The organism is Streptomyces goshikiensis (assembly GCF_014650555.1).
Taxonomy (GTDB): Bacteria; Actinomycetota; Actinomycetes; order Streptomycetales; family Streptomycetaceae; genus Streptomyces; species Streptomyces goshikiensis.
In genome coordinates this window covers 1-19,452 of record NZ_BMVE01000024.1, presented here as the reverse complement: position 1 = coordinate 19,452, position 19,452 = coordinate 1, and the positions used below count along the sequence as shown (strand labels likewise).

The window sequence follows — 19,452 nt, the reverse complement described above, 5'->3', positions numbered from 1 at the left end:
ATGACCCTAACCTCGCAGGCCGGGGCATCCCGGATCAGCCCACGAGATCCGGCGCCCGCAGCATGGCGGCGGGGATGCCCCACGCGTCGACGAGGTCGACCGCGAGGGGACGCACCTTGCGGCACAGGTCGTTCACCTCGCGGCTGATCGCCTTGGAGCGCTGGACGGTCAGCCGCCCGTGCTCCATGAACCAGGCCCGGTCCGCCTCGATCGTCGACAGGGCGAACAGGTCGCACAGGAGGGCGAGCGCCGTCTTCTCTCCCCCTTCGGGCAGTCCGCGCACCTTGTCGACGAAGGCCTCGGTCACCAGTCGCTCGACATGTGCCCGCGCGACCGCGATGACGTGGTCCTGCACCTGCGAGAAGACGGCGCCCGGATCGCGCTTCTGGTCGATCCCGCGCTTGATCCGCCGGGCCAGGCCGGCCAGCATGTGCTCCTCTCGGAAGCGGACCATGGCGAGCTGGTACTCCGAGTCGAGCAGGCCGGCTTCCCGGTCCCATTCGTCGCCGCCGGGCAGCAGGTCCCTCACCCGTTCGAGCAGTTTGTGGGCCGAGGTCCGCTCGATGACCGTCTCGACGGCGAGGCCGGTGACGTAGCGGACCATGCCGAGCTGGTCGAGGTCCTCGAACTCGCTCGCGTGATCGGTGAGCAGCCCCTTGCCCACGAGTTGGAGCAGGACGTGGTTGTCGCCCTCGAAGGTGGTGAAGACGTCGCTGTCGCCCTTGAGGGCGGCGAACCGGTTGACGGCGAGATAGCCGGCGCCGCCGCACGCCTCGCGGCACTCCTGGACGACGCCGGTGGCGTGCCAGGTGCCGAGGGCCTTGATGCCCGCGGCCCGCGATTCGAGCCGGCGCCGCGCCTGCGCGTCGTCCTCGATGCCGGAGAAGACCTCGTGCAGCTGCGCGCGCACTTCGTCCTGTGCGAAGTGCAGGGCGTACGTCCGGGCGATGAGCGGGAGCAGGCGTCGCTGGTGCAGGCCGTAGTCGAGGAGCAGTTGCTCCTCGGTGTCCGGGGCCGCCTCGAACTGACGGCGTCGTACGGCGTACTTCGTGGCGATCGACAGCGCGACCTTGGCGACGCTGATCCCGGCGCCCGCGACGCTGACCCGGCCCTGGACCAGGGTGCCGAGCATGGTGAAGAAGCGCCGGTTGGGGTTGTCGATCGCGCTCTCGTAGACGCCTTCGGGGCTCACGTCGGCGAACCTGTTGAGCAGTGCCTCGCGCGGCACGCGCACGCCGTCGAACCAGATGCGGCCGTTGTCCACACCGTTGAGCCCCATCTTGCGGCCGTCGTCCTCGATCCGGACACCGGAGGCCGTTTCGCCGCCGACCCGGATCGGGACGACGAAGGCGTGCACTCCCTGGGAGCGGCCGTCCACCTCCAGCTGGGCGAAGACGACGGCCAGCTGCGCGTGGCGGGCCGCGTTGCCGATGTAGTCCTTGCGCGCGTGGTCGCCGGGCGTGGTGATGACGAACTCGCGGCTCGCGGTGTCGTACCTCGCGATGGTGCCGAGGGCCTGCACGTTGGAGCCGTGCCCCGTCTCGGTCATCGCGAAGCACCCCATGAGCTCCCCGGTGATCAGGTCCGGGAGGTAGGCGGCGTGGTGGCGCCCGGTGCCCAGGTGCAGGATCGCGCCGCCGAAGAGCCCGAACTGCACGCCGACCTTCACCAGGACCGACAGATCGCCGAAAGCCAGCGTCTCGAACGCGGCGATCGAGGCCCCGACGTCCCCGCCCCCGCCGTACTCGGCGGGAAAGCCCATGCCGGTCTGGCCCGTCGCGGCCATCTTGACGACGATGTCGCGCACCCGGTCGCGAAACGCGTCGATGCCGAGCTCATCGGCCTCTTCGAGGACGGAGGCGTACGTCGCCAGGTTGGTACGGACGAGGTCGCGGATCCCCGCGTACTCGCCGTCGAGCACCGAGGTCAGCGAAGGGACGTCGACATCGGGCTGTACGTAGCCGGTCGCGGGGGCGGAAGCGTTCTCGGGAGCCATGCCGCTCCGGTACCCCGCGACGGGACGATCAACCGGTGGTGCCGGCACTCGGTCCATGATCTGTACAAATGTATTGAACAGTTGTCTTGGGCGCGTATACGGCCGTGGAGCGGGAGAGCTGGCTGGACAGCGCCGACATTCAGAGCGCTTTGCCCTTATTGCACGGATATTGTGGGAAGCGTGATCGAGTCCGGACGGCCGAGGCTCCGTCGGCGCTACGGCCCGTGGAGGCTTGTCCGGCTGTCGCCGGTCATTCTGACCGTAGTGATCGCCAGCCTGGCCTATGCCACCCCGCCGGAGATGGCCTTCAGTCGCCTCCTGCCCGCGGCGCCGGCGCTGGCCGCCGCCATGTGGCCGGTACTGCCCACTGTCCTCCTCGGGACGGTCTGCCTCATCCTGATGGTCGGTCTCAGCCTCGTCTTTCCCGACCTGGGCACCTGGTGGACGGTCGCGGGGATCATCGCGGTCACCGTGGCCGCCGCGTACGGGAGCCACGTCCGGCTCCAGCGCGAGCGAACCCTCTTTCACGTACGGCTCGTCGCCGACGCGGCGCAGCAGGTGGTGCTGAGCCCCATGCCGCGCCGCTTCAGGAACATCGAGATCGAGTCGCTGTACCTCGCGGCCGCGGCGGAGGCCCGGATCGGCGGGGACTTCTACGAGGTGGTCGACACGCCGTTCGGGGTCAGGCTGCTCATCGGTGACGTGCGCGGCAAGGGCCTGCCGGCGGTGGGAGCGGCCGCGGCGATCGTCAACGCCTTCAGGGAGGCGGCGTACGGCGAGATCGACATGGTCAACGTCGCGCGCAGGCTGGACGCCAGCAGCATGCGCTACAACGCCGCCTTTCCCCCAGAAGGGCCGATGGAGCGCTTCGCCACCGCCCTTCTCGCCGAGATCCCGCACGGGGGCGGCCGTATCAACATCCTCAACTGCGGACACCCCCCGCCGCTGCTGCTGAACCGCAGGGAACTCCGTGTCCTCGAATCCGTGACCCCCTCCCCGCTGCTCAGCCTCGCGGAGCTGATCGGCGATCACTACAACGTAGACACCTTCGATCTCGCCCCCGGCGACCTGCTGCTCCTCTATACCGACGGGATCGCCGAGGCCCGCGCCCGCGACGGCGAGTTCTTCCCGCTGGCCGCCTGGATGCGCCGGCAGCCCCCGACGCCGCCCCGCGAGCTGCTCGCGGCCCTGCACCGCGACCTCGTCCGCTACAGCAGGGGACGCCTCGACGACGACATCGCGGCGCTCGCCGTACGCCTGCGCGAGCCCTGAACCTAAGGGCGGACCAGGCTCAGGACGGCCGGGGTGTGTCCGGGCCGCCCAGGAGGCGGTCCACGAGGAGATCCGGGTAGCCGGAGGCCGGCGGGTCGATGCCGAAGATGGCCCGCAGGTACACGCGATGAGCTGGTCGAGGATCCGGTCGAGGGGCGGGGGGACCTCGCCGCGGGCAGTGGCGCGGTCGCGGATGCGCTCGATGGCAGCCATGCGGCGCTCGAACTGCCGCGCGCGCTCCCCCTGAGCCGTGGCGCTGCCCGGCATGGACAGGGCGACGGCGCGGATGAGTAGCCGCCCTTCGGGGGTGCGGATGCTCGCGACGCCCGCTTCGGCCCAGGCCCTCAGGTCGCCGCGCAGGGTTCCGGTGTCGGCCAGCGGCGAGTCCCGTTCGAGACGGGTGACGACCACGTCGGCCAGGAGCGCCTCCCGGCCGCCCCAGCGCCGGTAGATGCTCGTGTGGTTCACCCCGGCGCGCTGTGCGACCGCCGGGATGGTGAGGTCCGCGCCCCCGGGATCGGACAACAGGTCGATGACGGCTTGGTGGACGGCCGAGCGGACTTGCCCGGGGCTCTTGCGGAGGCGCTGGGCCGGTTGTTTCGAAGTCACTCCCACACCGTAAGCACATCCATTTGCTTATTGTCGCCTGCGAGGTCTACAGTTGCGGTGTACGCACAGATCTGTGCTTGCGAAGGGCTGGAACGCCCGGCCTTCCGGAACCGTCCTCCATCTCACAACGCACATCTGACATCCCACACCTCAAGAAGCAAGGAATCCCCGATGAACCGCACCGGTATCGAAGCCGCCCTCAACGACCTGCTCTTCAACCGCGACATCACCCTGGAAGAGGCCGCCGAGCGCCACTTCACCTCCGGGTACCGCCAGCGCACGGACGGCGAGTGGGCCGACCGCGCCGAGTTCCTCGACCACATCAGCCACCTGCGGGAGATAGTCGCCGGCGGTACGGTCGAGGTCCACGACGAGCTCTACGACGGTGACAAGTACGCCGACCGGCACACCTGCCACATCACCAAGAACGACGGCAGCACCGTCACCATGGAGGTCTACGTCTTCGCCGACCTCGCCCCCGACGGCCGCTTCCACCGCATCGAGGAAACCACCCTGATGCTGAGCGGCTCCGACGCCGACCGCAACATCGGCAGCGCCCGCTGACGGGCATCCCCGTCAGGTACGGGACGGTCCCCTCGACCCCTTACGACGAGGCGCCGGATCGTACGAGAGGCTCCGGGATCCGCCGCCGGTGCGGCGGCTCGCCCGGGGGCCGGTGCCCGGCGGGGCGGTCCTCGGCCAGCCGGGCGGTGAAGCGGGGCCAGGCGATCAGGACGATGGGGTAGACGGCGTACCCGATGCGGGTGGCCGGGGACAGAGCTATCGCCAGGAGCAGGCCCAGCGCCAGCCGGTCGCCGGCGGCGACGATGCTCCGCGGCGGGCGGACCAGCAGCGACGTCCCCACGCCCACGGCGCTCAGCGCGATGAGCGCCGTGGTCACGGCCTTGCCGTGCGGAAAGAGCAGCACGATCAGGTACCCGAGCAGGGGGCTCTGGGCGGAGGACGCCGTGGGACCGAGGCCCAGCGGGTAGAGGACCACGTTCTGGCAGAAGGCGCCGGGATCGACCAGCACCGCCGGCGTGATGGTCAGCGCGGCGATCCCCGTGGCCACCGCCGCGCAGGTGAACGCGGGGCGCTTCCCGCCGCGTACCGCCAGTACGGCGACGATCACCGGGATGGCCGGCCAGGCGGTCCACTTCAGGGCGGCGGCCACCCCCACGGCCAGGCCCGCACGTCCGGCCCGGCCCCGCTGCGTGAAGGCCAGGGCCAGGCAGAGCAGTCCGATGACCGGCGGGTCCACGCCGCCGATGGCGAGGGGCAGCGCGACGACGGGACAGGCGAGCAGCCACAGGGCGCCCGTCGGCCCGGAGACGCCGCGCGAGATGCCCCTCGTACCGGTACCGAGGTCCCCGCCCCGGGTCAGCACCCGCACGGCTCCCGCCACGGACGCGAGGAAGCCGGCGAGGAACCACAAGCGGGCGCCGGCGAACGGGGTGTCACCGAACATCAGGTGCGGTATCCCGAAGAGGGCCATGCCGGGAAGGTAGGGGTTGAAGTCCCGTACGGCGTGCGGCGCGGAGTGGTAAGGGGTGCCGCTGGAGAACAGCAGATCGGCCGCCCGTTCCACGACGCCCACCTCCATCTGCGCCTTGCCGATCACCGACAGGTACAGCAGGGGCAGGACCGCCGCACCGACGACCGCGACCACGGCGGGGGAGCGGGCCCACGGCGTGGACGACCGCGCCGCGACCAGGGCCGCGCAGGCGTACCCCGCCGCGCCGATCAGGCCCCATGCCTGCTGCGAGGTGTGGGCGGGGGACGCCAGCCCCACCACGAGTGCCGACACCGCGCACACCAGCAGTACCGGCCGGTCCCACCGCCGCCCGCCGGAGGAGGGCTCCTGTTTTCGAGCAGTTTGCGGCATCAGACGGCAACCTTCGAAGAGGAGTTGAGGACGTGAGGGGGTGCGGCGGGAGCGACCCCTGGGCCGGGCCGGACCGGCACTCACACGGCGGTGGTTCGCCCACGGCGCGGGGCGCCGCCGGTACGGCTCCTCAGCACGCGGAACGCGGCGAAGACCAGCAGCGCGCCGATGGCGAGGGTGAGGGCGGTCGCGGTGAGCTGGAGCGGCCAGTAGTGGGAGAGGGGGTGGTAGTCGTGGTAGTAGCCGACCGCGTCGAGCCCGTCGTACGTGGCGCGGCAGTCGGGAAAGACGTCGCCGCCGCAGTAGGGGTCCGGCAGCCGGGCGCCGGTGGAGGTGAGGATTCCCTGTTCGACCGTCAGCCCCCCGCCCGACGGGGCGCCCTGGGTCCGGGTGGTCACGCGGGTGACGCTCGGCCACAGATGCGGCAGTGCCAGGTTGACGAGGGTGAACGCGCCGGCCGTGGCGGCGACGGAGGTGGCGAGGGCGGGCAGGGAGCGGTGCCACAGCAGGCCGACCAGCACTCCGACGACGAGGCCCAGGAGGGCCAGGGCGACGGTGACGATCCCGCCCGCGTAGAAGGTCGGGAAGTCGGACCAGGACTTGGCGGTCCTGATGCGGCCTTCTCCGGCCGACCAGGCGAGGTGGTGCAGAGCGACCAGAAGACCGGTGCCGGCGGCGACCAGGGCGGCCGGGGCGGCGAGCCTGACGGTGAGCCAGCGCACCGGGGACACCGACTGCGTCCAGGTCAGCTGAGCGGTGCCCGTCTCCAGCTCCCTGCTGGTCAGCGTGGCGCCGGCCCAGGCGGCGACGAGGAAGGGCGCGGTGAGGACGGCGAAGGTGGTGACGGAGTAGACGTCCTTGTAGCGAATGATCGACGGCTGGTCGTAGACGCAGGTCGGCGCTTCGCCACAGGCGTTGTACTGCTCCCACGCCGCCCCGGCGGCATCGGTGAGCGGGCCGCCCAGCCACAGCAGAGCGGCCGAGAGGACGATCACGAGTCCCGCCCAGACGTACAGCGCGGGGCGGTGCAGCCGTAGCAGCCACCGGGTCAGACGGGGCGTGGCGGAGGGGTGCCGGGTGTCCGCGGCAGTGGTGGGGGCGAGGGCGGTCATGCGGTCGTCTCCTGGGACATGGCGGAGGCGGAGGTCGCCTCCTGGGGCGAAGCGGAGGCGGGAAGGGCGCCGAGGGTCAGCGGGGGCGCCGCCGGGTTGCGCAGGTGGGCGAGAACCAGGTCCTCCAGGGACAGTTCTCTGGTCTGCCAGCCGGCGGGCAGCGGCCCCTCGGGGCGGACGAGGGCGGTGACCTGACGACCGGTGACACGGGATTCCACCGTGGTGTGCGGGGCCAGGTCGAAGTCGGCGGGGGCGGCGGCTCCGCGCGCGGGGCCGGTGATCAGGGCGTGCGCGGCGAGCAGGTCGTCGGTGTCGCCCGACAGGCGCACACGGCCGTCGCCGATCAGCAGCAGGTGGTCGCAGGAGTCCTCCAGCTCGGCCATCACGTGTGAGGACATCACGATCGTGGTGCCGTACTGCGCGGCCGTGGCCATGAGGGTGCCCATCAGCTCGTGCCGGGCCAGCGGGTCGAGGGCGGCCATCGGCTCGTCCAGCAGCAGCAGTTCGGGCCGCTTGGCGAGGGCGAGGGCGAGCGCCACGCGGGTGCGCTGGCCGCCGGACAGCGAGCGGACCCGCGCTCCGAGGTCCAGCTCGCCGCCCGCCACGACCCGCTCCGCTGTGGCCGCGTCCCAGCTGTCGGGGTTGAGGTCGGCGCCCATGCGGAGCGTCTCGGCGACGGTGAGCTGCGGATGCAGCGGCTTGTCCTGCGAGACGAAACCGACGCGGGGCCGGACATGTGCCGGGTGGCCGCCGAGCACCGTGACCGAGCCCTCGCTGGGGGCGATCAGTCCAGCCGCCAGGGCGAGCAGCGTCGACTTGCCCGCACCGTTGGGCCCCACGAGCGCACAGACACGTCCGGCCGGCAGCTGGAAGGTGCAGTCACGCAGGGCCCACCCTCCGCGTCGCCGGAACGTTTTTGCAAGCCCTGTCGCCTCGATGGCACTGCTCGTCATCGGTTTTCCTGTTCCTTTGCGGTGGAATCGAAGTGCTCGTCGAGTACGGCAGCGAAGAGCGCCGCCACGTCGTCCCGCTCCAGGCCGGCCGCCCGGGCGCGTGCCGCCCACTCGGCGAGCTCTCCCCTGAGCGGAGAGTCGGCCGGCGCGGCTCCGAGCGACCGGCGCACGAAGGTGCCGAGTCCCCGCCGGGCCTCGACCAGGCCCTCCCGCTCCAGTTCCCGGTAGGCCTTGAGCACCGTGTTCGGGTTGACCGCCGTGGCCTCGACGACCTCCCGGGCGGCGGGAAGCTTGTCGCCCGGCTCCAGCAGGCCCATGCGCAGGGCCTGCTTGGTCTGCTGGACGATCTGCACGTAGGTGGCGACCCCGCTGCGCCGGTCGATCCGGTATTCGATCATCCCGGCAAACACCCTTTCACTATTTGATTAGTGAATACTGGATCCAGGGGCGCGCGGATGTCAAGAAGCCCCCCCCGGAGCCCCTTCGGTGGTCGTACGCGCGCTGGCGGCGGGACCGTGGCATCCCGACAGTCAAATGACCTACGAGGGTCGAGTGCACTCCCAGGCAAGATCACTATTGATCGGCAGGTCCTGCACGTGCCCGCTGAGCCGCCGTCCTACGGCGGTGCTCCGCACAGGTGCCCGGCCCCGGTCTCAGCACGGTACGGACAGGCAGGGGAGTTTCATCGTGACGGGTTCGATCCAGCGGGCACGCGGTGCCAGTGATGCCCTACAGGCGCTCGTCGACGCACTCGCGGCGGAGTTGGAGCGGTCGGTGGTGCTCGACGACGACCTCGTCCGGATGATCTGCACGAGCCGTCACTACGGGGACGAGGACCCGGTCCGCATCCGCACCCTGCTGCAAGGTCTTGCGGACGCCGAGGTCATCCGGCACGTCCTGGCGCAGGGCGTGATGCGGTGGCCCCGGCCCGGATTCCTCGCGGGCAGAGACGACCTCGGCCTGCTGCCCCGCTACTGCGTGCCGCTACGCGAGCGCGGCCACCTGCTGGGCGTCCTCATGGTGGTCGCCCCGGACGGGCGGCTGACCGACACCGAGACCGCCGCCATCGAACGGGCCACCCGGGGCGTCGCGGCGCAGATGTACGCCGAGCAGGTGTCGGCAGAAGAGGCCTGCGGCGGCCAGGGCCGGCTGCTGGAGGGACTGCTCGGCTCCGACGGGGTGGAGCGGAGCACGGCGCGGGGGCTGCTGCTGGACCAGGGGCTGCTCCCCGACCGGGCCCACTGCGTCGTCAGTACGGTCCTGGTGGCGGCCCCCTCGATGCCTCCCGGGCAGGTCACGGCGGCGCTGCGCGGCGCACTGGAGGCGCATGCGCACACGCGCACCGCGCGCGGCCTCCTGACGGTCGGGGCGGACCGGGCCGTCCTGCTCCAGACCTTCGAGCGCGAGCCGCGTCCGGAGGAGCTCGCCGTCCAGTCGCGGTGCGTCCTCGGGGCGCTGGCGACCTTCCTCGGCGAGCGCGTGAACGCCGTGGTCGGCATCGGCGGCCGCCGGGCCGGGCTCGCGGCCGCATGGGTCTCCGCCGAGCAGTCACGGGTCGCCGCGCGGGCGGCGAGGCGGCTGCCACATCTGGAGAGGGTGGGCGACTGGGACGCGCTGGGTGAGTTCGCCGTCCTGATGCAGCTCCCCGAGCACGCGCTGACCGAGTCCCTCGTCCCCGGGCCGCTGCGGCGGCTGCTGGACGATCCCGCCACCCAGCGGCTGGAGGAGACGCTGCTCTGCTTCCTGGAGAACGGCGGTTCGGCGCCCAAGACCGCCGAGGCTCTGAACCTGCACCGGACCTCGCTCTACTACCGGTTGCGCCAGATCCAGGAGATCACCGGGCTGGACCTCGACAGCGGGGTCAACCGGCTGCTGCTCCACCTGGGCCTGCGGATCCGCGAGCTGGTGGCCGGCTCCGAACCACTGCGCGTGTCCTGATGCGTACGCTCTGAGCTGCGGCGTTCCCCTCCCGCCCGACGCTTGCTACAGAGTGAGGAAGCGGGCCCGGACAATCCCTACGGCCGTCGGTGGTGCCGCCGGGGGCCCGGCAGCAGACTTCTTCCAGAGGCACACCAGGGCCGCAGCACGCAGCCCGCAGCCCGCGCGACAACAGGCCCCCGCCGGCGCCCGGACGGCCGCATCGCGTTCAAGACCATCGGCCATCGGGGTCGTGTTCCTCGGCCACGTCCCGTCCGGGCCCGCTCGCCCGGCCGCTCTCCCCATCCCCGGATTGGAATCACCGTGATCCAGCTGGACACCACAGCCATGCCCGAAACCGGCCGGCCGGCCGCCCGCGCCCGCTCCCAGGCGGGCGGCGGCCCGGCCCGCATAGACCTCTTGCCGCCGCCCCCCGGAGCCGGCCGCGACGACCACCTGCACGTGGGCGTCTACCGCCAGGGAACCGCGCTCGTCCGGCGCCGTGGCGTGGACACCCCCCTGGAGCCGGGCGACCTGCTGATCAGCAGCGCGCCCCAGCCCTCGAACCTCCTGCACGCCGTGTCCAGCACCTTCCTCTGGTTCCGCGTCCCGCGCTTCTACCTCGCCCCCGCCCGCGGCGAACTCGCCCACCTGGGCGGCCTGCTGGCCCCCGGAAGCACCGGGATCGGCTCGCTGGCTTCCCGGTTCCTGCTGGAACTCGCCACCTGGGAAAGCGCCTCGGGCCTACCGCACCCCCAACTCCCCGCCTTCCGGAACCGGCTCGCCCACAACGCCGCCGACCTGCTCTCCCTCCTCATCACCGACCTCCTGGAGAAGGAGACCGCACCTCACCCGGCCACCCGCGCCGAACTGCTGTCCCGGATCCGCCGCCACATCGACGCGAACCTGATGGACCCCGGCCTGTCACCGCAGGGAGTCGCCCGCGCCCACCACATCTCGGTGCGGTACCTGCACAGGCTGTTCCAGAAGGAGGGCGTGACGGTCGGCCAGTGGGTACGGCGCCGACGGCTGGAGGAGTGCCGCCGCGAACTCGCCCGCACCCCCATCCGTACCAGCACCGTCGCGGCCGTGGCCCACCGATGGGGCTTCATCAGCGCCGCGCACTTCAGCCGGGTGTTCCGCGACGCCTTCGGCATCTCCCCGAGCCAGTGGCAGACCCACGCCTCGCGCCCGGGTCCCCAGGACCTCGCGCCGTGACCGAAGAACCTCCGGACGCCGCCCCGCCTGGAAAGGCCCCGTCAATGCCGACCACCGTCCCGAGCGTCGTCCTCGTCCACGGCGGGTTCACCGACACCAGCAGCTGGATCGGTGTCGTCGCCGAACTCCAGCGCCACCGCGTCCCGGTCCTCGCCGCCGCCACCCCGCTGCGCGGCCTCGCGTACGACGCTGCCTACCTCAGCGCCTTCCTCGACCGGATCGACGGCCCGGTGGTCCTGGTCGGCCACGCCTACGGAGGGGCCGTGATCACCGCGGCAGGGGCGGCGGCCAGGATCCTCGGCCTGGTCTACGTGTCCTCCTACCTCCCCGAGGCCGGGGAAAGCTATACGGACCTCCAGGACCGCTTCGCCCCCGCGCCGGCGGTCGCCTCCCTGCAACGCTCGCCGTGTCCCCGCGCCGACGAGGGCCCGGGCACGGAGCTCACCATCCGCGCCGACGCCTACCCCGAAGTCTTCGCGGCCGACGTCGCAGCGGACCTCGCGCAGGTCCTGGCCGCGATCCAGCGCCCCATCGCCGAGAGCACCCTCACCGACACCGCTCCGGTCGCGGCCTGGCGCAGCAAGCCCACGTGGGCGCTGATCACCGGCGCCGACCGGGCGATGCCCCCCGAGATCCAACGGTTCACCGCTCATCGCGCCGGAGCGTCGGTCCAGGAGGCGGAGACCGCCTCCCACGCGATCACCCTCTCCCAGCCGGGCCTCGTGGCCGACGTCATCATCCGGGCCGTCCACGCGCTCCGCCCGGAGTGAGCGTCGGCGATGCGCCACCCACCCACAGCACCAAGAGGAAGAAGGAAGACCGTGGAGGACTTCACCAGCGGTGACGGGGTCCGTCTCGCCTACCGTGACAGCGGCGGTGAGGGGACGCCCCTGCTCATGCTGCACGGCTGGGGGCAGACCCAGGAGATGTTCCGCCACCAGTTCGAGGAGCTCTCCGCCGGGCGGCGCGTCGTAACGGTGGACCTGCGCGGCCACGGCCGCTCCGCGAAACCCCACCACGGCTACCGCATCGCCCGGCTCTCCCGCGACGTCCTCGAACTGGTCGAGCACCTCGGACTGTCCGCGTTCGACGCACTGGGCTGGTCGATGGGCGCCTCGGTCTGGTGGAGCTTCATCGACCAGTACGGCACCGACCGCATCCGCCGGCTCGTCATCGTGGACCAGCCCGCCGCGGTCGCCGCGGTGCCCTGGATGACCGAGACCGAACAGCGTGAATCCGGTGCGATCTTCGACGTCAGCGGACTGCTCGACCTCGGCGCCGCCCTCTCCGGACCCGACGGCCGCCGGGCCCGGCAGGAGTTCGTGCGCTCGATGTTCACCGGCGACACCACCGACGCCGCCCTGCTCGCCTTCGTCGCCGACGAGATCGAATCCACCCCCGCGTACGCGGGCGTCCCCCTGCTCTTCGACCACTGCGCGCAGGACTGGCGCGACGTACTGCCCCGCATCGACAGGCCCACCCTGGTCCTCGGCTGCGAGGGCAGCCACGTCGACCCGCACTCCCAGAGGTACATTGCCGCACGCATCCCGGCCGCCGAACTCCACGTCTTCCCCAGGGAATCGGCCGCCTCGCACTTCCCGTTCCTGGAGAACCCCGACGAGTTCAACACCGTCCTGGAGAAGTTCCTCACCCGCCCCTGACGGCTCCGCCGGCAAGCGGGCGACCGGCGCACCGAAGCGGCCCCGAGTTGCCGACGCCTGCGCCCCTTGCCATCGTTTGTCCTGAGTGCCAGATCATGGATTCGGGGGTACGGGAGCCGGTTCGATGAGCAGTAGCCGCGATGACGAAGCCGGGCACGACAAGCCGTGGTGCCGGCCGGGACGGGGCCGGTACGCCCTCGGGCGCCTCGCGGGGATGGTGCGGCCGGACATCTCGGTGTACCGCCCGGAGCCGGGCAGGGTGCTCGTCGAGAACGACCGCCCGGTCGTCACCCGGGACGGCACGGTCCTGCGCGTCAACGTCCACCGGCCGCCGGATGGCGCCCCTGTGCCGGTGATCCTCTTCGCCCACCCGTACGGGAAGGACGACCTCCCCGAGTTCACCGCCTCGGGTCGTCCCAAGCTGTCCTTCCGCTACCGGGTCATGCGCCAGACCGGCCCCCTGGTGTTCTCGTCGCTCACGACCTGGGAGGGACCCGACCCGGTGTGGTGGGTCGGGCAGGGCTACGCGGTGGTGAACTGCGACCTCCGGGGCGCGGGCACCTCCGACGGCGTCGGGTCGCTGCTGTCGCCCCAGGAGGGCGAGGACGTCCACGACCTGATCGAGTGGGCCGCGGCCCAGCCGTGGAGCAGCGGGGCCGTCGGGATGCTCGGCGTGTCGTACCTGGCGCTCACGCAGTGGCGGGCGGCGTCCACCCGGCCGCCGTCGCTGAAGGCGATCGCACCGTGGGAGGGGTTCACGAACGCCTACCGAGGGCTGGCGCGCCCCGGCGGCGTGGAGGAGAACGGATTCCTCAGACTGTGGGACCTCGGACTGAAGAAGGTCCGGCAGACCTACTCGTTCCGGCGGGAGAGCGCCCGCCGGCCGGTGATCGACGCCTGGTACCGGTCCCTCGACCCCGACCTGTCCGCGATCGAGGTGCCCGCGCTGGTCTGCGGCAGCTTCTCCGACAACAACCTCCACAGCCGCGGGTCGCTCGCCGGATTCGAGGGGATCTCCTCCGCGGAGCGGCACCTGTACACCCACCGCGGTGGCAAGTGGGCCGTCTTCTACGACCAGGAAGCCCGCGCGGCCCAGCTGCGCTTCTTCGAACGCCACCTGAAGGGGCGGGACGTACCGCCGCTGCCCCGCATCCGGCTGGAGGTCCGGGACCGCGCCGACCACGTGGTGGAGGTGCGTAACGAGGAGTCATGGCCGCTGGAGCGCACCCGGTGGACGCCCGCCTACCTCACCGCCGGGGGCCTCGCCGCCGATCCGCCGCCCGCGCCGGGATCGCTCTCCTTCGACGTCCGCCGGCAAGGCGCCCGGTTCGGCTGGACGGTCAGGGAGGACACGGAACTCACCGGCCCCATGGCGCTGCGGCTGTACGTCGAGCTCCACGACGCCGACGACCTCGATCTCGTCGTGGGCGTCGAGAAATGGAGCGGGGGCCGGTTCGTCCCGTTCGAGGGCTCCTACGGGTACGGCCGCGACCGCGTCGCCACCGGGTGGCAGAACCTCGCCCTGCGGGCGCTCGAGGCCGACCTGTCGCGCCCCTTCGAGCCCGTGCCGGCCTGTCTGGTGCGCGAACCCGTCTCGGCGGGGCAGGTCGTCCCCGTCGACATCGCGCTCGGCGCCTCCTCGACACTGTTCCGCGCGGGGGAGCAGCTCCGGCTGGTCGTCGCCGGCCGCTGGCTGTCCCCGCGCAACCCGCTGACCGGCCAGTTCCCCGCGTCCTACAGGACCCGCACCCGGGGAAGCTGCACCCTGCACTGGGGCCCGGACCGACCCGCCCGCCTCCTGCTCCCCGTCATCCCGCCGAGGCCATAAAGCCGGCCGGCCGCGTGCGCCGGTGTTCCCCCGGCGTCCATCCGTAGGCGCCGCGGAAGGTACGGCTGAAGCCAGCCGCGTCGGTGAAACCCCACCGCCTGCCCACCTCGTGCACGGGCAGGGCCCGGAGTCGCGGATCCACCAGGTCGGCCGAGCAGCGCTCCAGCCGGCGTCGGCGGATCGTCTGTGACACCGTCTCCTTCCGGTCCGCGAAGAGCCGGTGCAGGAGCCGCACCGAGATGTGGTGGCGGTCCGCGATCTGGCGTGGAGAGAGCGCGGGGTCGGCGAGGTTGTCCTCGATGAACAGATCGAGCCTCTTCAAAAGCAGTTGGTGCCGGGTGTGCGGCGGCAACCGGTCCGCGGCGTCGACGTGGTGGGCGACGAACGCGGTCGCCAGGTCCCACGTCATGACGCCGAGGCGCTCCTCGTCCACGGAGGTCAGGGACTGCGCTTCCCGGACCACGGACGTGAGGTGACGGGCGAAGACCGCCGCGACGCCGCTCCCGGAGGGGAGGCCGTGTGCGAGCAGCCGGTCGACCTTGGCTGCGGGCAGGGGGAGGAAGGACCGGGGCAGATGGAGGACCACGGCGCGGGCCGATCCGTCCGGCTCGCCCGCGGACTGGCTGTCGTAGGGGAGCGATGAACTCCACACGTTGAAGTCCCCGGGCCGCAGGAGGGTTTCCTGGCGGGCCTGGGACACTCCCATGGTGCCGCCGAGCAGCAGCGTCAGCTCGTACGTCTCCGGGTCGGACCGGCGGATCAGGCGGGCGGTGCGCTGCGAGCGCAGGCCCGCGTAGGACAGGGTGGCGATCCGCGCAGCCCCCAGCGACAGCACCTCCATGCTCCCGGCGAAGCCGGCCCGGTCCTCGCTCGTCACGTCGGTGGCGCCGGCCCCCTGGCTGACGACCTCCCGCCACCATTCGAACCGGTCCTCGGCCGGCAGGTCCGCCGTGTCGTAAACCGTCAGTCCCATGGAATCCCCCTGGCCTCCGCCGGGCGATGCGGAGGGTCCTCAATCCTGGGGAGGGCGCTGCCTGCCGTCCATGCGGCTCCGCACCGCGCGGCTTGATCCGGATCCTCCCGGTTCGGGCAGGCGGAAGAAGTCCTCGGAGCCGACGGACGTCGGCAGCCGCCCTGCGGGCCACCGGAGCGGAAGGCGTCGTCGGCCTCCGGGGACCGGGGCGGGCCCCGCCGCGTCCGGCGCGTTCTCACCAGGGCGGGTCCGCCACGCGTGCACGGAGGACCAATGGCGCGTGCACCGTACGCCAATGACCGGCACCGGTCCGCGGCGGCAGACTTTCGAATGTCGCGAAGGCGGCAGACCACAAGAAGGCACCGGGGGTGGGGCAGATGTCCAGCGAGGGGGACGTGGTCGGAGGGCCGCCGCAAGCGGCGGCAGGGCCGGACGGGCCAGGAGAACCGCGCGAGCGCCGGGAACCTGGGCCACACCGGGGAGGCCCCCGATACCGGCGGCGGATCCTGCTCGCGGCCGCGGTCCTGGGCGTCGGGGGCATCGTCGGGGCCGGGGCCGCCGCCACGGGGCACGGCGGCGCGGCACCGGTACGGGCCGTGGCCCACCGGACGGCGTCCCCTGCCGGGGAGCCGCTGCGCGAGGTGACGGAGCCGGAGGCGGACCTGCTGCACACGGCCGAGCAGATCCTGCTCCGCGACTGCATGCGGGACCGCGGCTTCGTGTACGAGCCCGTGCCCCGACAGCCGGTACCCGACGCCCGGGACTTCCCGTACGTCGTCGACGACCCGGAATGGGCCCGCCGACACGGCTACGGCAGCGACCTCGACCGCAAGAGGGAGGAGATCAGCACCGAGGGGGTCAACGAGCGGTACTTCCGGAGCCTGCCGCAGGAACGCAGGGCCCCCGCCATCGCGGCGGCCAACGGCTCCCGGCCGGACGGGCTGAGCGCCCGGGCGCCGGACGGGCTGAAGATCAGCCGCAGTCCTGACGGGTGTCAGTCGCAGGCCGAGCGCGGCCTGTACCCCGACCTGGCGGCCTGGTTCCAGGCACGGGTCACCGTCGACTCGCTGCCGCCCCTGCGGGGCGGGCAGGTGATCGCCGACGGCGAATTCCGCGGTGCCACGCGGAAGTGGTCCGTGTGCATGAACGCCGCCGGGTACGCGTTCCAGGACCCGGCAGCCGCACGGGCCGCGCTGCCCCCGCCGGAGCGGCCCTTCCCCCGGGAACGGGAGGTCGCCATGGCGGTGGCCGAAGCCGGCTGCGCCCGGTCCTCGGGCCTCGCGGAGACCGCCGCGCGGCTCGACCGGAAGTACGACACCGAGCTCCGTGAGAAGTACGGCCACGACGTCACCGCCTGGCTCCGGTTCCGGCTCGACGCACTGCCCCGGGCCCGCGCCGTCGTCGAGGCCGACGCCGAGCGGTGAGCCCGACCGCTGCCGCGCAACACCATCGTCCGAACCATCAGCTGAGGGAGAACCATGAAGTCCTTGCGAACGGTCCTCGTCACCGCGGCACTTGCCGCACTGGCCGTCACGGCCACGCCCTTCACCGCCCACGCCGCCGACTCCCCGCCCGCGGAGCAGACGGCCGCCGTGCCCAACCCGCCGACCGGCCGCCTGCACGCGTACTACGACTACTGGTACCAGAACGAGTGCGGATCCTGGTCGGGCAGCGCGGCGTCCTGGGGCGAGTGCAAGAACAACGCCGCCTCGCTCTGGAACCTGCGCTACCCGGGCAGCCTCGACGACGTCTGGGTGTACTACAACAGCAACTACGGCGGCGCCGGGCGCGGGGTCTACAACGGGGCCGGCCTTCCCGACCTGCGGGACTGGAGCTTCGGTCCCGGCGGCTCAGGAGCGGGCAAGTCGCTCTACCACAACATCGCGTCGCACCGTGTGGTCAACCTGCCCTGACCCTGGGCAGACCGGGTGTCACGCCACCGCCGCGGCACACTGGTGTGCCGCGGCGGTGGCGGGCGCGCCGTTGCGCTCGACGTCGGTGCCGGCCTTCCCGCAGGACACTTGGTCGCTGCCTGCCGAGCCGGATTCTCCGTCTCCTTCACCAGCCTCGACGACATGGTCCGACAGCTGAAGGCCACCGCCATCGGACGGGAAGAAAACGCGGCTTGACCTGGTCAGATGCCTCGATGGTCAACCGCGTCGCCAGAACCCGTTGTCCCGGTATCGCCACCAGTACAGCACCGTGAGGTCGTCAGGCCAAGCAGCCACCGAGGCCGCCCAGGACTCGAACCGATCCCTCGACAGATCGATGGGCCGCCAGTTCGGATCCAGCGGCTCATCACCATCAGGCGGTCGCACCTGCTCCAGGAATCGCCCCTCGCATGCGCCGATTGCGATGAAGTCCTGCTGAGCGTCGAGCAACGACGACCTGTTGGCGCCCCCTGCTCTGTCCGGCCAGCGCACATGCACGACGTCGTCCTCCCAGAAACAGACAGGACAGATCTGATGGGAGTCAGGACCGTCGTTCAGCGTCAGGTGGCCGCAGCACACACAGGGGTACCTCAGATGCATGCCTCCCATCTTCAGAGCCAGTCGCGCCCGAACCCAACGAGATTCCAGTAGGGCATTGTCAGCACTCTGAGAAGTACGCGGACAGCGTCCGGCTCTCCGGGCGGGTGAGCTGTGAAGGCAGCCCCGACGCCTTGGTTCCATACGCAGCGATGAAGCTGGTCTGGGCGTCCGGCGGCACGTTCGCGGGGATCACGGGCGAGGAGGTGCTCGCGGGGCGCTCCGCTCTGGGCGAAGGGGCGTGACCCGGACCCGTCTGCCGTGGTCGAGTGGGCTGATGGAGATCTTGGTACTGGGCGGAACGGCATGGGTTGGCCACGAGTTTTCGCGGCAGGCACACGGGCGGGGGCACCAGGTGACCTGCCTTGCCCGCGGGAAGAGCGGAGGGGTGGCCGAGGGCGCGCGTCTGGTGGCCGCCGACCGGCGCGACCCGACGGTGTACGAGGCCGTGGCGGGCCGTGACTGGGACGCCGTGGTGGAGGTGTCCTGGCAACCCGGTTTCGTGCGCAGCGCGCTGGCGGCCCTCGGCGGCCGCGCCCGCCACTGGTCGTACGTGTCGTCGGTCAGCGCGTACGCCGAGCACGCGTGGCCGGGCGCGGATGAGTCGGCCGCACTGCTTCCGGCAGCCGAGCAGGCCGAGACCGGCCGTGAGGTGTACGGGGAGGCGAAGGCGGCCTGCGAGAAGGCCTCCGCGGCCGCGGTAGGGGACCGGCTGCTGATCGCGAGGGCTGGGCTGATCGCCGGTCCCGGCGACGGGAGCGGCCGTACCGGCTACTGGGTGGCTCGCGCTGCCCGCGACCCGCTGACGCCCATGCTGGTCCCGGACTCCCCGGACCTCCTCACGCAGGCGATCGACGTCCGGGACCTTGTGGCGTGGCTGCTGGACAGCGCGGAGAACGGGACGACCGGCACATACGACGCGGTTGGCCCGGTCGTGCCATTCGCCGAATGGGTCGCCCTGTCGCGGGAGGTGGGCGGGCACACCGGGCCGGTCGTGGAGGCCGACCCCGACTGGCTGCTCGCGCAGGGCGTGGAGCGGTTCATGGGGCCGGAATCGCTGGCCATGTGGATGCCCGACCGGGAGTGGGCAGGGTTCGGAGCGCGCAGCGGAGCGGCGGCGGTCGCAGCCGGCCTGCGCCATCGCCCCCGGGTCGAAATGCTCAGGGACATCCTGCATTGGGAGCGGGAGGCGGGCTTGTCCCGGCCGCGCCGGGCGGGCCTGAGCGCCGAGCGCGAGCGCGCCCTCCTGGAGGCCCTCGCTCGGTGAAGCCCCTGGCCCGCCAGACAGAGCGTGGTGTGGTCGGGCACATACATGCCGTCGATGTCCTCGGGGCGCAGCGGCCGACCGAGGAACAGTCGATGGACGGCGTCGCACTGCGATGGCGGTGCGCCCCACCCTTGCCCGCGGCCTCTGTTCCGAAGGCTGCCAGCTTCGATACGACCATTACACCCTGGCTCGACAGCCGCTACGCCGCTCGGCCGAACTTCCCACTCGGCACC

The 19,452-nt window shown here is 71.9% G+C and carries 18 protein-coding genes and 2 pseudogenes; 12 read left to right on the top strand and 8 right to left on the bottom strand.

Annotated elements, in window-relative coordinates; translation table 11 throughout:
• Positions 1-34: 34 nt before the first annotated feature.
• Positions 35-1,996 carry an acyl-CoA dehydrogenase family protein gene (locus IE248_RS36220; protein ID WP_190033042.1) on the bottom strand — a complete coding sequence of 654 codons (1,962 nt, stop codon included), beginning with the start codon at positions 1,994-1,996 and terminating at the stop codon, positions 35-37.
• 180 nt (positions 1,997-2,176) lie between these two features.
• Between IE248_RS36220 and IE248_RS36215 the strand changes: the two genes are divergently transcribed.
• A complete protein-coding gene (locus IE248_RS36215; RefSeq protein ID WP_100581663.1) occupies positions 2,177-3,268 on the top strand; it encodes a PP2C family protein-serine/threonine phosphatase in 1,092 nt (363 codons plus the stop codon).
• A 183-nt stretch (positions 3,269-3,451) separates the two neighbouring features.
• Here IE248_RS36215 and IE248_RS36210 read toward each other — a convergent pair.
• Positions 3,452-3,877: pseudogene (locus tag IE248_RS36210) on the bottom strand (TetR/AcrR family transcriptional regulator); the annotation flags it as partial.
• 171 nt (positions 3,878-4,048) lie between these two features.
• Here IE248_RS36210 and IE248_RS36205 point away from each other — a divergent pair.
• Positions 4,049-4,441 (top strand): nuclear transport factor 2 family protein, encoded by a 393-nt coding sequence (locus IE248_RS36205; RefSeq protein ID WP_008735481.1) that lies wholly within the window; start codon positions 4,049-4,051, stop codon positions 4,439-4,441.
• Positions 4,442-4,481: 40 nt separating this feature from the next.
• On the opposite strand, the gene IE248_RS36200 is transcribed toward IE248_RS36205, so the two are convergent.
• The 4 genes from IE248_RS36200 to IE248_RS36185 all read right to left on the bottom strand — a co-directional run bounded on the left by IE248_RS36200 (position 4,482) and on the right by IE248_RS36185 (position 8,225).
• On the bottom strand, positions 4,482-5,762 hold the full coding sequence (locus tag IE248_RS36200; RefSeq protein ID WP_229895790.1) for a glycosyltransferase 87 family protein: 1,281 nt from the start codon (positions 5,760-5,762) through the stop codon (positions 4,482-4,484).
• 80 nt (positions 5,763-5,842) lie between these two features.
• A complete protein-coding gene (locus IE248_RS36195) occupies positions 5,843-6,874 on the bottom strand; it encodes an ABC-2 membrane transporter-related protein (RefSeq protein ID WP_190033030.1) in 1,032 nt (343 codons plus the stop codon).
• On the bottom strand, positions 6,871-7,827 hold the full coding sequence (locus tag IE248_RS36190; RefSeq protein ID WP_190033029.1) for an ABC transporter ATP-binding protein: 957 nt from the start codon (positions 7,825-7,827) through the stop codon (positions 6,871-6,873). Before IE248_RS36190 ends, IE248_RS36195 begins: the two co-directional genes overlap by 4 nt.
• Positions 7,824-8,225, bottom strand: coding sequence for a GntR family transcriptional regulator (locus tag IE248_RS36185; RefSeq protein WP_037789754.1), 402 nt, complete (start codon positions 8,223-8,225; stop codon positions 7,824-7,826). The genes IE248_RS36190 and IE248_RS36185 overlap by 4 nt, the downstream gene beginning before the upstream one ends.
• A gap of 289 nt (positions 8,226-8,514) precedes the next feature.
• On the opposite strand from IE248_RS36185, the gene IE248_RS36180 reads away from it, so the two are divergent.
• From IE248_RS36180 to IE248_RS36160, 5 genes are all read left to right on the top strand, one after another.
• Complete coding sequence (locus IE248_RS36180; RefSeq protein ID WP_073794420.1) at positions 8,515-9,765, top strand: PucR family transcriptional regulator; 1,251 nt, start codon at positions 8,515-8,517, stop codon at positions 9,763-9,765.
• Positions 9,766-10,068: 303 nt separating this feature from the next.
• Positions 10,069-10,962 carry a helix-turn-helix domain-containing protein gene (locus IE248_RS36175; RefSeq protein WP_190033028.1) on the top strand — a complete coding sequence of 298 codons (894 nt, stop codon included), beginning with the start codon at positions 10,069-10,071 and terminating at the stop codon, positions 10,960-10,962.
• A 44-nt stretch (positions 10,963-11,006) separates the two neighbouring features.
• A complete protein-coding gene (locus IE248_RS36170) occupies positions 11,007-11,732 on the top strand; it encodes an alpha/beta fold hydrolase (protein ID WP_190033027.1) in 726 nt (241 codons plus the stop codon).
• 51 nt (positions 11,733-11,783) lie between these two features.
• Positions 11,784-12,623 carry an alpha/beta fold hydrolase gene (locus tag IE248_RS36165; RefSeq protein WP_229895789.1) on the top strand — a complete coding sequence of 280 codons (840 nt, stop codon included), beginning with the start codon at positions 11,784-11,786 and terminating at the stop codon, positions 12,621-12,623.
• Between the two features lie 124 nt (positions 12,624-12,747).
• Complete coding sequence (locus IE248_RS36160) at positions 12,748-14,451, top strand: CocE/NonD family hydrolase (protein ID WP_190033025.1); 1,704 nt, start codon at positions 12,748-12,750, stop codon at positions 14,449-14,451.
• Here IE248_RS36160 and IE248_RS36155 read toward each other — a convergent pair.
• The gene (locus IE248_RS36155) at positions 14,432-15,424 is read right to left on the bottom strand and encodes an AraC-like ligand-binding domain-containing protein (protein ID WP_190033024.1); all 993 of its coding nucleotides are present in this window, start codon (positions 15,422-15,424) and stop codon (positions 14,432-14,434) included. The two genes, IE248_RS36160 and IE248_RS36155, sit on opposite strands and share 20 nt — an antisense overlap.
• A 596-nt stretch (positions 15,425-16,020) precedes the next feature.
• Here IE248_RS36155 and IE248_RS36150 point away from each other — a divergent pair.
• The 3 genes and pseudogenes from IE248_RS36150 to IE248_RS38740 form a co-directional block, all read left to right on the top strand.
• Positions 16,021-16,848, top strand: coding sequence for a hypothetical protein (locus IE248_RS36150; RefSeq protein ID WP_190033023.1), 828 nt, complete (start codon positions 16,021-16,023; stop codon positions 16,846-16,848).
• A gap of 54 nt (positions 16,849-16,902) precedes the next feature.
• The gene (locus tag IE248_RS36145; protein ID WP_190033045.1) at positions 16,903-17,337 is read left to right on the top strand and encodes a hypothetical protein; all 435 of its coding nucleotides are present in this window, start codon (positions 16,903-16,905) and stop codon (positions 17,335-17,337) included.
• A 111-nt stretch (positions 17,338-17,448) separates the two neighbouring features.
• Positions 17,449-17,535 (top strand): annotated as a pseudogene (locus IE248_RS38740) (ATP-binding protein); the annotation flags it as partial.
• 39 nt (positions 17,536-17,574) lie between these two features.
• On the opposite strand, the gene IE248_RS36140 reads toward IE248_RS38740, so the two are convergent.
• Positions 17,575-17,955 carry a CPCC family cysteine-rich protein gene (locus tag IE248_RS36140; protein ID WP_190033022.1) on the bottom strand — a complete coding sequence of 127 codons (381 nt, stop codon included), beginning with the start codon at positions 17,953-17,955 and terminating at the stop codon, positions 17,575-17,577.
• 274 nt (positions 17,956-18,229) lie between these two features.
• On the opposite strand from IE248_RS36140, the gene IE248_RS36135 reads away from it, so the two are divergent.
• A complete protein-coding gene (locus IE248_RS36135; protein WP_190033021.1) occupies positions 18,230-19,219 on the top strand; it encodes an NAD-dependent epimerase/dehydratase family protein in 990 nt (329 codons plus the stop codon).
• The coding region (locus IE248_RS38020) for a hypothetical protein (protein WP_229895788.1) at positions 19,216-19,452 on the top strand (237 nt) is incomplete at its 3' end. The genes IE248_RS36135 and IE248_RS38020, both read left to right, overlap by 4 nt.